The organism is Flavobacterium sp. (genome assembly GCF_036759525.1).
In the GTDB taxonomy this organism is placed as follows: domain Bacteria; phylum Bacteroidota; class Bacteroidia; order Flavobacteriales; family Flavobacteriaceae; genus Flavobacterium.
In genome coordinates this window covers 124,526-139,229 of the sequence record NZ_DAIOUN010000003.1, presented here as the reverse complement: position 1 = coordinate 139,229, position 14,704 = coordinate 124,526, and the positions used below count along the sequence as shown (strand labels likewise).

Sequence of the window (14,704 nt, the reverse complement as noted above, 5' to 3'; positions counted from 1 at the left end):
TTAAAAACTTGTTACGGATTTTTAGAAACCAATACACTTACGGCATTTCCGCCAAATCCAACGGCATTGATTAAAACGTTTTGAATGGGTTTGGAAAGTTGGGCTTGCGGCAAAAAAGGAACCGGTATAAACGATTGGGTTTCCAATACAAGCAACGCCATTTCAAGACTAAATAATCCTGAAGCTCCAAAGGTGTGACCTATTTTCCATTTGTTGGTTGTTAGAGCCGGAAGATTTGCACCAAATACTTTTTGAATGGCTCTGAATTCGCTAGCATCCCCTTTAAGTGTTCCCGGTGTGTGCGTTACCACAACATCTACTGCTTCGGGAGGTAATGACCCCAAAGCCATACGCATGGATTTTTGAAAACAATCGGCTTCGGCAGAAATGGAACTGTTGTGTTCTAAAATTTCGGTAGCATACCCCAAACCGGTAAGATAAGCGAGAGCATTATTCCGGATTCCTTTTTCCAGAACAACGGCTACGGCTCCTTCGCCTAAAACCATAGTATTTGCTGTTTTATGTAAATCGAGACTCAAGCAAGGATAAACCGAATCTGCGGGCAATTGCGACGGAATTTTCATAGCCTTCATTTGAGCCATAGTAAATGCCGTTAAAGGAGCTTCACTTCCTCCCACCAAAAAAGCTTCGGCCATGCCCGCACGCATCCAAGCCACACCGTTAAGCAGGGCATGCAATGAGGTAGAACAGGTTATGGAGTGCGATAAAGCCGGCCCTTGAATTTGCAAATCGTGTGCCACCCAACTCGAAATATTCCCTAAAGTGGTAGTAGGCGATGTGAGTGTAGGGGCCAATCCGGTTGCTAAAAATTCTTGGTGGTACTTTTCAAAAAGCTGGGTGGCTCCTCGAGATGAACCAAAGTTTACTCCTAAGTTTACTCCCGCTAAACCTCCGGCATTGTAAACCGCTTTACGAGCGGCAGCCAATGCATACAGAACCGAAGGATCCAATTTTCGGTAGGCCGATTGCGACTGCATAACCCTTTCTACCTCTTCCCGAGCCGAAAGAGCTAAAGGAGCAGCCCAATGGGTTTTCCCTTCAAGGGTAACCTGTTGAATCGCAGTTTGAGGTTGAGCATAAGCCTGTTTGACTTCGGAAAACGAATTTCCCAAAGGCGATACAGAAGCTACGGCAGTTATGGCAATTGGTGTGACCACAGAATTGAATTAGAAATAAAAGCAAAATTACAGTATCTGAAGCCCTTTTTCAATGGTTTGGTAAATTATTTCCAATTGGCTATCCGAAGTAACATAAGGAGGCATGATATAGACTGTATTTCCTACGGGACGTAAAATGATTCCGTTTTCGATAAAAAAGGCATACCATTTATTTCGGAATGAGCCGTAATAACTGGTGGTTTCATCTGTTTTGATTTCAAAAGCCAAAATGGTTCCTAAAACCCGAACGTTTTGAACTTGGGGATACCGTTTCAACTTTTCTGCAAACGCATGATGGTTTTGGTTAAGGCGTTGGATGTGATTTTGATACTCGGGAGAGAGCAGCAAATCGATAGCCGCCAGGGCCGCTGCACATCCGGTTGGATTTCCGGTAAAGGTATGTCCGTGAAACAAAGCTTTATTGACATCGTCAGACAAAAACCCATCAAAAATGTCTTGTGAAAAAGTAGTAACGGCCATAGGAATAGTTCCGCCCGTTAAGGCTTTAGACAGGCACATCATATCGGGTTTTTGGGTAAGATAATCAGAGGCAAATGTTTTTCCGGTTTTCCCAAATCCGGTCATTACTTCATCGGCTATGGTAAAAACGCCGTATTTGCGACACAATTCAATTAAAGCATCCAACTGATGGGCTTCGTACATAACCATACCGGCCGCCCCTTGAACCAGAGGTTCAAAAATAAAAGCCGCACACGACTGGTTTTGCAATAACTTTTCCATTACTCCCAAGCTGTCGTTTTGGGGCGTGGGAACCGGTATCCGAATCACCTCCAACAACGAACCTTGAAAAGCTTCGGTAAAAAAAGTGATTCCACTGGCAGCCATAGCTCCAAATGTATCACCGTGAAAAGCATTGTCAAACGCTATAATTTGGGTGCGTTTTTCCCCTTTGTTGTAAAAAAACTGAAGTGCGGCTTTCAGAGCCACTTCAACCGCAGTAGAGCCGTTATCCGAAAAAAAGAGTTTTTTTTGATTATCGGGCAATAAGGCGAGTAACTTTTCGGCCAAATCAACCGCGGGTTTGTGCGTAAATCCGCCAAACAAAACGTGTTCTAATGTGGTTAATTGGTTGAAAATAGCTTGAGCAATAACCGGATTGGAATGGCCAAAAGGATTGACCCACCAACTGGAAATCGCGTCTAAATACATCTTCCCGTTTTCATCCCACAAACAAACGCCTTCTCCTTTGACAATAGCCGGTAACAATCCGGTAGTTTGGTGTTGGGTATACGGATGCCAATTGTATAACTGATCTTTTTGCGAAAGGTTCATGTTGGATTTAAGCTAAAGTTAAAAGTTTTTCTCTGAACTTATCGGCATAATAGGCAATTACATTGGAGTCAAAATAGGGCTCATCGTCTATTCTTCCCAGCATCTGAACTCCGGTTTTGGTTAAAATAACCGATTCGGTAGCCGGATTTTCGTTGCCTGAGAAAAGAATACCGGAAACTTTAATTTTTCTTTGGGCCAAAGCTTCAAAAGTAAGCAACGTATGATTGATGCTCCCCAAGTAATGCCGGGAAACCACAATAACTTTGTAGGCGGGTTGGATTAAACTGGCAATGGTATCTGTATCGTTTAACGGAACCAAAAGACCGCCGGCACCTTCAATAACCAGGTGATTGGCTGTTTGAGGTTCTTTAATCTGATGGATATCCAGATGAATCCCATCCACTTGAGCTGCATAATGCGGACTTGCCGGAGTGTGCAACGCATAGCTGTTGGGCCAAATTTGCGTTTGGGTATTTCGGATTAATTGTTTGATTTTATGACTGTCGGAATTATCCAAGTCACCGGCTTGTATGGGCTTCCAGTAATCAGCCTCTAAAGCTTCGGTAACGATAGCCGAAGCTATAGTTTTGCCTACATCTGTACCGATTCCGGTTATAAATAATTTCATAGCATGAATTTAACGGCAAAGGTCGCAAACAATCGGCAAAATTCATAAGGAATTTTAGAAATTAAAGTTTAGAACTACCGGGATAGTAACACTAAAGCCTCTTTGATTTGATTTTCAGTATTAAAACTGTGCAAACAAAATCGCAAACGTTCTTGACCTTCGGGGACGGTAGGGTACAAAATAGGTTTCACGTCAAATCCGTTTTCCGATAGCCTACGGGATGCGGCTTTAACATTGGAATTCCCCGGAAAAACAATGGATTGAATACTGGAATTGGAATCTATTCGTTGAAGTGATTTTGGAAAATTTTCTTTAAAGCATAGAATGTTTTTAAAAAGTTGGTCTCTTTCATTCTGGGCATTTTGCATGAATTTATACCCTATTAAAATAGAAGCCACTGCATGTGGAGCCAATCCGGTTGTATAAATAAAGCTTCGGGCAAAATTCACCAAATACGATTGTAAGGCTTGACTTCCTAAGATAGCCGCTCCATGGCAACCCAAAGCTTTGCCAAAAGTTACGATTCGGGCAAAAACCAAGTCTTGTAAATTCAAATGTTGTATCAAACCTTCCCCATTTTGACCAAAAACTCCCAATGCATGAGCTTCATCTACAACAAAAAAGGCCTTGTGTTTTTGAATCAGACGCGACATTTCTGTTAGATTGGGTGTATCGCCATCCATAGAAAAAACGGTTTCGGTAACTACATAAACGGTAGATCCCGGAGAAGCTGACTCTTTTTGCAACAGTTTTTCGAGGTCCTTTAAATCGTTGTGTTTGAATTTATACGACTTGGCTCTACTCATTTGAATTCCATCACGTATGGAGGCATGGCAAAATTCGTCATAAAGAACTACATCATTGCGTTGCAGTACCGAACTAAAAAATCCGATATTGGCATCGTATCCCGAATTAAAAATGAGAGCTGCTTCGGCTTGATGAAATTGAGCTAAAAAGGTTTCGGTTTCGGTGTAAAGAGCATGGTTTCCCGTGAGCAATCTCGATCCGGTAGCCCCATTGTATTTCTTTTGTTGAGTGAGCAATACTTGGTGGACTTCGTGAAAAAGGAGTTCGTTTTGAGCCAAACCCAAATAATCGTTGGATGAAAAATCGATATTTTGTGGAGGAGATGGCAAGATTCGGAGGGCATTATTTTGCTCTCTTTGCTGTAATTTTTGAACTAAATTATTGGGTAATCGAACCATTTACCAAAGATAATCAAGAAAATAAGGAATAAAAAAAATAGGTCGTTGGATTTTTGTAAAGCCCGGAAATTATCCTTGTAAAAAGCGACAAAAATAGAGGCCTATTGCCAAAAATAAAAAAAGTCACACATTGCTGTATGACTTTTTTATTTTTAGAATACAAGTAATTAGTCGGCTAAAACAATTACTTTGTTGTCTTTCATTTCTATGGTTCCCGAAGCAATTTCCAAAGTATAATTTTGGTCGTTAAGCTTGGTAAATTTTCCGGCTACTTCCTTGTTGATTTTAAAATGGGGAGCTGTAATTTTCACAGTTCCTTGTTTTAAAATAGAAACAATAGGGGCGTGATTATTTAAAATTTGGAAAGAACCGTCCATACCGGGTAAGGTAACGGCTGTAATTTCGCCTTTAAATAAAGTGGCTTCCGGAGATACTATTTCTAAAATCATAATTTAATTAATTACGAATTTGAAATTACGAATTACGAAATTTAAAAATTCGTAATTTGTAATTCATAATTCTATTAGGCTTCTGCTAACATTTTTTGACCGGCTTCGATGGCATCTTCGATAGTTCCTTTCAAGTTGAAAGCAGCTTCGGGAAGATGATCCAATTCTCCATCCATAATCATGTTGAATCCTTTGATGGTTTCTTTAATGTCAACCAATACTCCAGGGATACCAGTAAATTGCTCGGCTACGTGGAACGGCTGAGACAAGAAACGTTGTACACGACGAGCACGAGATACGGCCAATTTATCTTCTTCAGACAATTCTTCCATACCTAAGATGGCGATAATATCTTGAAGTTGTTTGTATTTTTGTAAAATTTCTTTAACGCGTTGAGCACACTCGTAATGTTCTTTACCTAAAATTTCAGGTGTTAAGATACGTGAAGTAGAATCTAATGGGTCTACAGCAGGGTAAATTCCTAACTCGGCAATTTTACGAGACAATACGGTTGTAGCATCTAAGTGGGCAAAAGTTGTAGCCGGTGCAGGGTCGGTTAAGTCATCCGCAGGAACGTAAACCGCTTGTACCGATGTAATAGATCCTTTTTTGGTTGATGTAATACGCTCTTGCATAGCTCCCATTTCGGTTGCTAAAGTAGGTTGGTAACCTACCGCAGAAGGCATACGACCTAAAAGAGCCGAAACCTCAGAACCTGCTTGTGTAAACCGGAAAATGTTGTCTACGAAGAAAAGAACGTCTTTTCCTTGGTCAGAACCGGCACCATCACGGAAATATTCGGCAATTGAAAGACCGGATAAAGCTACACGTGCACGTGCTCCCGGTGGCTCGTTCATTTGACCAAATACGAAAGTAGCTTTAGACTCACGCATTCCCATTTTATCTACTTTGGATAAATCCCATCCTCCATTTTCCATAGAGTGCATGAAATCTTCACCGTATTTTATAATTCCAGACTCCAACATCTCACGAAGTAAGTCATTTCCTTCACGTGTTCTTTCACCTACTCCAGCGAATACAGAAAGACCCCCGTGACCTTTTGCAATATTGTTGATTAATTCCTGAATCAAAACGGTTTTACCTACACCGGCACCTCCGAACAAACCAATTTTTCCACCTTTTGCGTAAGGCTCAATAAGGTCGATTACTTTAATTCCGGTAAATAAAACTTCGGTAGAAGTTGATAATTGGTCAAAACTTGGAGCTGATCTGTGAATAGAAATACCATTATTTCCATCTTTAGGTAAATCTCCTAAACCATCAATAGCATCGCCAATTACATTGAAAAGTCTTCCGTATACATCCGCTCCAATTGGCATTTGGATAGGAGCTCCGGTAGCCAAAACATCTGTACCTCTGCTCAAACCATCTGTGGAATCCATCGAAATGGTTCTAACTGTATCCTCACCAATGTGAGACTGTACTTCCAATACTAATTTTGTCCCATCTTTTTTGGTGATTTCCAAAGAATCATAAATTTTGGGTAATTCTGCAATTTTAGAATCGAACACTACGTCTACAACCGGTCCGATGATTTGGGCAACTTTTCCTATTACTTTTGACATTGCTTATGTATTTATTTAATAGCTATTTATGTTTGTTTCAAACACGTCTTTTTTCAGAGTGCAAAGATAATTTTTAAAAATATAAAATCAATACTAAAACGATGTTTTTTTTAGCTTTTTTTGAAGTATTGAAAGTGAAGCTGCAAATGCCCTAATAAAAATGTAGGAAAATAAAAAAACCACCCCAAATTGAGGTGGTTTATGTAATCTATTTTTGAACTTATTACAAAGCCGCAGGATATAAATTGTTGTAATTTCCAATATTTACCGGCGGTAAATTTGAGCCGTAAGTGGCATTAATGGCTTCAATAAATTTATTAGCCATAAAAGCGTACCCTCTGCTGGTTGGGTGAACCCCATCTAAAGAAAAGGCATTTCCAAAAACTAAAGCCCCCGTTAAAGTAAAGCCATTGCTTTGAATTCCGGTTGTAGCAATAGTATTTAATAAAGCATTGGCATCAACAAAAGCCAAATTCTTAGAAGCGGCAATTGCAGCAATAGTATTGTTATAAGCTGTTGTCGCATTGGCCACCATAGTTTGCTCTTGCGGCGTTAATACCCAACGGTCAGCCATTGGATAAGTTACACCGTTTAAGTTGATTAGTGGAGAAGGCGAAGCCGAATTTGGCGTACCAATTACAGTAGATGCCGGCAATACTACTAAGTCGTTTGGAGTAGATTGTCTTGCTTTACCAAAGACCATTCCGAATGCGGTAGCCGTTGGCAACCCTAAAATAGGAGTTAACGCACCGGTAATTTGAGCAGAACGATCGGCAGCATCTTCATCGTAAATTAAAATAGGATTAGCCGCTGTAGCCGATAACAACTTCACCCGATCAGGCTCGCCAAAAGCGGTGAATACTTGATTTAACGGACCATACAATTGAGCATTAAGTGTAGCAATATTTGTGGCTCCTCCAAGTGCAGTTGGGGTTAAAGGTGCCGTTGGAACGGTTTTAAAATACGGGATAGTAGTTACATTGGGAATATTAGCCAAAACACCACCCGCTCCATTTGCAGTAAGTTGATTTACCAAATTACTGTAAACAGAAGCAAAAACAGTTGGGTCGGTTATATCGTTTGGCCCGTATGTAGCCGGATTTAAATTCCCGGTTTGATTTACTCCGTCGCCTCCGCTAGTTGCAAAAGACAACACATCGTTGTTTCCTATCCACAAAGAAAAGAATGTTGGATTTTGGGCTACGGCATCGTCAATAATTTTAGCCGTTGGGCTAGATGCAAATCTTCCATAATATACATTCAAAGCACCATACCCGGCAAGATTTAAGTGGAAACTTTTAGCTCCGGGCACACCCATATTGTTAAAAGGCCCTGTAAGTACTGTAGTAGCACTTGTAGAAGGAGTTCCCGGTAAACGTTGTGGCCCGGAACCATTAAAAAACAAGCGATTTTCAACTACTTGTGTACTTCCCACTACCATTCCACCTAGATTATCAGCCATGTAGGGTGTGGTAAAAGTACCTCCTCCGGCTAACGAAAATTGCTGAGCTAAAATATTGGGATAGGCATTTTCTTGACCCTTAATAAAAAGAGCCCCATCTGTATAACCGGCTGTCAAGGAGTTACCAACCGCAACAAACTTAGAAAAATCGGCTGTCCCTGAGGTATAAACTACTTGATTATCGGTTAAATCATCATCATTGTTACATGCTATGAAAGTTAATGAAACTAAACAAAGCCATTTTATATTTTTAATCATATTCTTAGAAATTTTCGTTTAAAATTAAGGATTAACTGTCCAAGAAATCAAATATTGTTGTCCAATTCTACCGGCACCAATAACTTGAAGGTAGTCGTTACCAAATAAGTTAGAAGCACTAATTTTGATAGAAGATTTCAAACTTGGAATAGCATAAGAAGCTTGTGCGTCAAATACCGTAACTTCCGGAATCATACCGTCTGCAAAAGAGGATTGCCATAAGTATTCACTGCTCCATCTGGCATTCAAATTAAATCCAAAATTTTTGAACAAGTTTGTATTTCCTAAAGAAGCTTTAACTCTGTGTTTTGGTGTATTAAATCCGGCAATGAATGTTGGGTCTTTAGCTTGATCAAATTCAAACTGAGCGTGGTTGTAATTAACTCCAAACTCGAAATCTTTGTAGATTTTTTTACTTAAACCTACACCAAATCCAAGAGAGTTGATATCTGTACTTGAGTTTGAATATACTTGGTATACTCTACGATCTCCAAAAGCAAGTGCGGCATGAGAAGCAGCATTAGCCGGATTTGAAGGATCTGTACCCACAGTACCATAATAAGGTGTGATAACTCTTGATGTACTCATGAAATCATTGTACATATTGTAGTAAGCATTAAGGTCTATGGCTAAACCGTTTTCAAGAACCGATTTGTAACCTACTTCAAAAGCCTTTACAAACTCCGGTTTAACCAATCCAATGCGAGCCACTTCTAACAATTGAGAAGCATCTTGAATAGATTGACCGGCTTGCAATGCCGCTCCAAAGGCTTGTACCGATGGAATGGTGTATGAGTTTTGGTATGCATTCAAACCGTTAAGAGTAGCTGTAGCTCCAACGCCTGGCAAAGCCTGACCCGAAGTACTCACATTTAAGGTTTCAGAAAAACGAGTCAAGTTATCCGGTGCTGAACCAATCAAAGCAAACGGACCTAAATCCAATCCGATGTACTGATCTTGTGTAGTTGGGTTGCGGAAACCGGTTTGGAAAGAAGCTCTAAAGTTGTGGTTTTTACGCTCCCCGGCTGAATAAACAAAAGAAACACGTGGCGAAAATTGACCGTCAAAATTTTGAGATTTGTCATAACGGATAGACCCTGTAAATTTCAAACGATCTTCCATGAATTTTTTCTGAAGTTGCATGTAGGCACCGTATTCATCGTAACGAATAGGTCCGTCAAAATCGGTAAAAATGGTTCCATCTGAATTCATTTCATATTGTCTGAAAGAACCTCCTAATTGAATTTCGGCAAATTTTATTAATTCTTTGAAATTGTAATTTACATCGGAATGGTAAATTTTAGAATTGTCTTTAAACTTAGCTCCGGTTCTTAAATCCGGATCTAAAATTACGCTAGATAAAGCGGTTTGAAATTCTGGAGAACCCGGTAAAAATCTACCCGTATCTGCAGTTTGTCTTGCAATAGCATGAGAAGCTTCGGCGGATTGACCGGCTAAAGTAGATTGAATGAATGCTCCGGCATATTGACCAAACCACGTAGCATCGTCTTTCCATGCTCGGTTTACGTTCCAAGCTGCAAAACGCATATCATAAGAATCCCCAGCATTTTCTGTTGTTAAATAAGCTCTAACAAAGAAATTTCGGTTTCTGAATTCAACTTTACTTTGTTGCATGATAAAATTTTCCAAACGGTATCTGTTAGCACCTTGGTAAATGGTATTACCTAAACCTACTTTGTGTTGCAATACAATTTCGAAATCATTTTTCCAAGGACGTAAGTGCAAAGAAAGATCCGTTTTTACACTTTCTATTGAATTATCATTTAAGTCTTGCTCGGCGTAACCGGTACGACTCACATTGTAATTAGGCAACAAATTCACTGCAGCACCCGGGATTAAACCCAAATTGGCCAATGATCTACCCACATCTTTGATATTTGTAGAAACTTCATCACCATAAATATTTAATCCATCATAGTTTGGATTTACTCCAAAACCTGAATTATTAACCGCCAAATCTCTACGGTCACCGGCCACCCACTCGGTAGCTCTTAAGAAATTGATATTCCATTTAGCCGCTAATACGTCTGAGAATTTGTGAGCTGCACGAAATCCAACATCCCAATATTCATTGGTACCGGCTATTTCGTGATTGGTGAAACCGCCTTTTACATAGGCACTAATCCCTTGAAAATCGAATGGATTTTTACTGTTCATGAATAAAATTCCATTGAAAGCATTTGCCCCATAAAGTGCAGAAGAGGCTCCGGGTAGTAATTCAACACTATGAACATCAATGTCTGATAATCCGATTAAGTTACCTAACACAAAGTTCAATGCCGGAGAGGAGTTGTCCATACCATCCACCAACTGCATGAAACGTGTATTGGCAACCGTTGCAAAACCTCTGGTGTTGATCGATTTGAAAGAAAGACTACTGGTGTTGAAATGCACCTCTTTTAAGTTTTCTAAACCGTCATAAAAAGAGGCTGAAGAGGTGTTTTTTACTTCCTTAATCCCCATTCTTTCCACCGTTACGGGAGACTCTAAAATACGTTCCGGAGTTCGAGAAGCAGAAACAACAATTTCATTCAATTTTGTTTCTTCTTCGTTCAACACCGCATTAACCTTTTGAGTTGCCGATTTAATTTCAACTTTTTGAGTTGAAAATCCAATAGACGAAATTTCAATAGTGAACGGAGGTTTCTTTTGAGTTGTAAGGGTAAAATTACCATCAAAATCAGACACTGTACCAATCGCCTCACCCGAGATTTTAATATTCGCACCGGGAATGGGTTGCTTGGTGTTGTCTACCACAGTACCTGATATTGTTGTTTGAGCCATAGAAACAGCACAAAAGAACAATGTCATAATAAATGAATACACTTTCATAAAGTTAGAGTTTTTGTTAGTTTACGATACCAAAGTACAAATATTTTTCATATCTATAAAAAAAGTGAACAATTTTGTGCTAATTATCATTTTTATAATTGCATTTTTCAATTATTCTCAATGGTTTTTATTGAAGATTTGACAAGATTTTAATAAAATGTCAATTTTTTTGTATGCATTCATATAAAAAAATAAACTTTCATTTGTTTTTTGGCAACTTTTATGAAAAAATAAAAAAAATAAAAAAAGCAAACCGATTAGGTTTGCTTTAAAGTCGTTATGATTTAAAAAATTATTCTACAGTAACCGATTTGGCTAAATTACGGGGTTGGTCTACATTACAACCACGCATCACAGCAATGTGATACGACAATAATTGAAGTGGAATGGTAGTTAAAAGCGGAGATAAAGCATCGGAAGTTTCGGGAATTTCGATAACATGGTCTGCCAATTCTTTAACCTGAACATCTCCTTTGGTTACAACGGCGATAATTTTTCCGCTTCTGGATTTGATTTCCTGAATATTACTTACCACTTTATCGTAATGACCCATTTTGGGCGCAATTACCACTACAGGCATAGACTCGTCTATGAGAGCAATTGGACCGTGTTTCATTTCGGCTGCCGGATAACCTTCGGCGTGGATATAAGAAATTTCCTTTAACTTTAAAGCTCCTTCTAAAGCTACCGGGAAATTATACCCTCTACCTAAGTACAAACAATTAGAAGAATCCTTATAAATTTGAGCAATTTCTTTCGCAATATCATTTGTTTCAAGTGCTTCTGCTACTTTTTCCGGTATCATTTCCAACTCTAATAAGTATCGGTGGTAATCGGAATTGGACATAGTCCCTTTGGCTTTTGCCAAACGCAAAGCCATTAAGGTGAGCACTGTAATTTGTGTGGTAAAGGCTTTAGTTGAGGCCACCCCAATTTCGGGTCCGGCATGAGTGTAGGCTCCGGCATGAGTTTCTCTGGATATAGAGGACCCAACTACGTTGCAAACTCCAAAGACAAAAGCTCCGTTTTCTTTGGCTAATTTTATTGCAGCTAAGGTATCTGCCGTTTCACCTGATTGAGAAATAGCAATTACAATATCATTAGAATGAATAATGGGATTACGGTAACGGAATTCTGAGGCATATTCAACCTCAACCGGAATGCGAGCAAACTCTTCAAAAATATACTCGGCTACCAATCCGGCATGCCAAGACGTACCGCAGGCTACAATTAAGATACGTTGGGCATTGACAAATTTTTCCAAATTGTCTTCTACCCCAGCCATTTGGATTATCCCTTTATTAGAAAGTAATCTTCCGCGATAGGTATCCTTTATTACATTGGGCTGTTCGTAAATTTCTTTGAGCATGAAATGGTCGTATCCCCCTTTTTCTATTTGCTCTAAATTCATTTTCAATTCTTGCACGTAGGGATCTACTAGAGCATCGTCTTTGATTTTACGAACTTTGATAGGCTTGTGCAATCTAACAATAGCCATTTCTTCATCTTCTAAATAAATGGCGTTTGTAGTATACTCAATAAACGGAGAGGCATCTGAGGCTATAAAAAATTCGCCATCTCCTATTCCGATAGCCAAAGGACTACCCAAACGAGCTACAACAATTTCATCGGGTTTGTTCTTGTCGAACACGGCAATAGCATAAGCTCCAACCACTTGATTGAGTGCAATTTGAACCGCTTTGCCTAACTTTATATTTTCGTTTTTTTGAACGTCTTCTATGAGATTAACCAATACTTCTGTATCGGTATCCGAATGAAACACATACCCTCTTTTAATTAACTCTTTCTTTAGAGGTTCGTAATTTTCAATAATTCCGTTGTGAATTATAGCTAAGTTTCCAGAATTTGACAAATGGGGATGTGAGTTGACATCATTAGGAACTCCGTGAGTTGCCCATCGGGTATGACCCATTCCTATAGTGCCAAAGAAATTATTATCTTTTGAAGACACTTCTTCCAAATCGGTAACCTTACCTTTTGTTTTTGAAATTTTGAGATTTTTACCGTCATGTAACATGATTCCGGCACTGTCATACCCACGGTATTCCAGTCTTTTTAACCCTTTTATAACTATTGAATAGGCGTCTTGTTTACCTATATATCCTACTATTCCACACATAATAAATGAGATTTAATCCGGTTTGGTATAATAAATTTCCAAACGCAATCTTTTGTCCAAAGGTATAGAAGATTTGCTTCCAAACAAAACAGTACCTAAAGGATTCATTACTGAGGCAGTAGGAACTCTTTTAATAAAACTACTCCCCGGATTTTTTTTGCTGTAATTGGCAACCGTACCAATAGCTTCAGTTGTAACAAGACCTAATCTAACATTGGTAGAATCCGGATTACGCAATAGGTTTGAAATATGATTGGTAATTTTAAATTTGTAGGTTACGCCCCTATTGTTTTGCTTAACGATTATTCCACCATAAACCCGTTTTCCTAACTTTGGTTTGGCTGTATTGGTCGTTTGGTCTGCGGTATAATCTATTAACGGTCTATTGTTGTTTAAATCATACAAATACAAACGATTGGGCTCCGGATTAGTTCCCAAAGCATCACGATCTATGGTAAAAGTCAAGTTGGCCTCATTAATCAACCAACCCTTAGCTCTGTAAGCTTCGAGTTCAGCCGAAAGCCCGTTGGCATCTCTGCCAAAAAGCTCAATAACGGCCATAGAGCCCGGACCTCCATTTACATAAAGACGATCGTCGCCTGTAGTTTCTGAAGCTCCCGCTAAAGCATTGGCATAGTCTGTATTTCTATTTTGGTCAACCAAACTCACGGTGTTACCACTCAAATTAAGCTCTAGAGTTTTGGTTACCCTGTCCGGATTGGTCTGATTTTCAACGGCTTTATCTTCTTTATATTTGATAGTTATCTTACCATTGGCAAAATTCAACATAGCCAGACTACTGCCGTTTGGTGCAGAAGCGGCTTGTTCTACTTTGAAATAAAGACCTCTGAAATAATTTTTAAATACGTTGTTGTTGGCTAACTGCCCTTGAGCCGAACCTTCTATAATTTTCTTTTGAAAAAATGTTGAATTGAGTTTCAAATAGATACCGGGAGCCAATTTGGTTGTTGTTTCGTCTCCGGCATCATTGGTAGAAACCACTGAAATCTCGGTAGCATCAAAAAAGAACTCGTCATTTTGAGCCGTATTGGTGCTATTATTTAATCTTTCTCCATTGGCCACCGAACTTCCGTCGGCTGCTGCACCTCTTTTGTTATTTTCAAAATCTAAAACCTGATCTGTGTAGTATTTTTGAGCATTTACCGAACCTGTTTCCGGATCAAAATCTCGCAATAAAAATCCGTTCTCATACACACTAAGCTTCAATTTGGAATTTCCATAAATGGAATCCAATGTATACGAGGTAACTTCGTTTGTAGTTGTCCCTTTTACACTGAAATAGGGAATATACAACACTACATCTTCTACCAAAGGAGGTTGAGTAATGGTAGTAAAGGTAGGAATAGCTGTAGGCAAAGACAGTTGGGTAACAAAATGAGCGGTATATTTTCCAAAAGTGGTATTGTGGTAAATCCCTAGTGGGTTCACCGGAAGGTTATTGGATTGAACCGAACTGATATCGTGATTGTAAGCCAAAACAGTAGCCTCGTGGTCCGGTGTGCCAAAGGTGTAATGTCCGTCTCCAATAATATTTGCACCAATTGAATTAAAATCTTTGTCGCAAGAGACAAAAAGGGTTAAACCCAATGCAACTAAAACAAGGTGTATTCTTTTGTGTAAAGTCATGTGAT

10 protein-coding genes are annotated in these 14,704 nt (G+C 39.2%); all 10 read right to left on the bottom strand.

What is annotated here, in order from left to right:
• Positions 1 to 11: 11 nt before the first annotated feature.
• Positions 12 to 1,178 (bottom strand): beta-ketoacyl synthase N-terminal-like domain-containing protein, encoded by a 1,167-nt coding sequence (locus V7M80_RS03775; protein WP_333694129.1) that lies wholly within the window; start codon positions 1,176 to 1,178, stop codon positions 12 to 14.
• Positions 1,179 to 1,205: 27 nt separating this feature from the next.
• Positions 1,206 to 2,471 carry an adenosylmethionine--8-amino-7-oxononanoate transaminase gene (gene bioA, locus V7M80_RS03770; RefSeq protein ID WP_333694127.1) on the bottom strand — a complete coding sequence of 422 codons (1,266 nt, stop codon included), beginning with the start codon at positions 2,469 to 2,471 and terminating at the stop codon, positions 1,206 to 1,208.
• Positions 2,472 to 2,478: 7 nt separating this feature from the next.
• Positions 2,479 to 3,099 carry a dethiobiotin synthase gene (bioD, locus tag V7M80_RS03765; protein ID WP_333694125.1) on the bottom strand — a complete coding sequence of 207 codons (621 nt, stop codon included), beginning with the start codon at positions 3,097 to 3,099 and terminating at the stop codon, positions 2,479 to 2,481.
• Positions 3,100 to 3,173: 74 nt separating this feature from the next.
• Positions 3,174 to 4,304 (bottom strand): aminotransferase class I/II-fold pyridoxal phosphate-dependent enzyme, encoded by a 1,131-nt coding sequence (locus V7M80_RS03760; RefSeq protein WP_333694124.1) that lies wholly within the window; start codon positions 4,302 to 4,304, stop codon positions 3,174 to 3,176.
• Between the two features lie 167 nt (positions 4,305 to 4,471).
• Positions 4,472 to 4,753, bottom strand: a complete 282-nt coding sequence (locus tag V7M80_RS03755) for a F0F1 ATP synthase subunit epsilon (RefSeq protein ID WP_333694122.1) — start codon at positions 4,751 to 4,753, stop codon at positions 4,472 to 4,474.
• 74 nt (positions 4,754 to 4,827) lie between these two features.
• Positions 4,828 to 6,339, bottom strand: coding sequence for a F0F1 ATP synthase subunit beta (gene atpD, locus V7M80_RS03750; protein WP_333694120.1), 1,512 nt, complete (start codon positions 6,337 to 6,339; stop codon positions 4,828 to 4,830).
• 223 nt (positions 6,340 to 6,562) lie between these two features.
• The gene (locus V7M80_RS03745; protein ID WP_333694118.1) at positions 6,563 to 8,059 is read right to left on the bottom strand and encodes a G-D-S-L family lipolytic protein; all 1,497 of its coding nucleotides are present in this window, start codon (positions 8,057 to 8,059) and stop codon (positions 6,563 to 6,565) included.
• Between the two features lie 24 nt (positions 8,060 to 8,083).
• Positions 8,084 to 10,912, bottom strand: a complete 2,829-nt coding sequence (locus V7M80_RS03740) for a carboxypeptidase-like regulatory domain-containing protein (RefSeq protein WP_333694117.1) — start codon at positions 10,910 to 10,912, stop codon at positions 8,084 to 8,086.
• Positions 10,913 to 11,204: 292 nt separating this feature from the next.
• Complete coding sequence (gene glmS, locus V7M80_RS03735) at positions 11,205 to 13,052, bottom strand: glutamine--fructose-6-phosphate transaminase (isomerizing) (RefSeq protein WP_333694116.1); 1,848 nt, start codon at positions 13,050 to 13,052, stop codon at positions 11,205 to 11,207.
• A 12-nt stretch (positions 13,053 to 13,064) separates the two neighbouring features.
• Positions 13,065 to 14,699, bottom strand: a complete 1,635-nt coding sequence (locus tag V7M80_RS03730; protein WP_333694115.1) for a DUF4270 domain-containing protein — start codon at positions 14,697 to 14,699, stop codon at positions 13,065 to 13,067.
• Between the last annotated feature and the right edge of the window lie 5 nt (positions 14,700 to 14,704).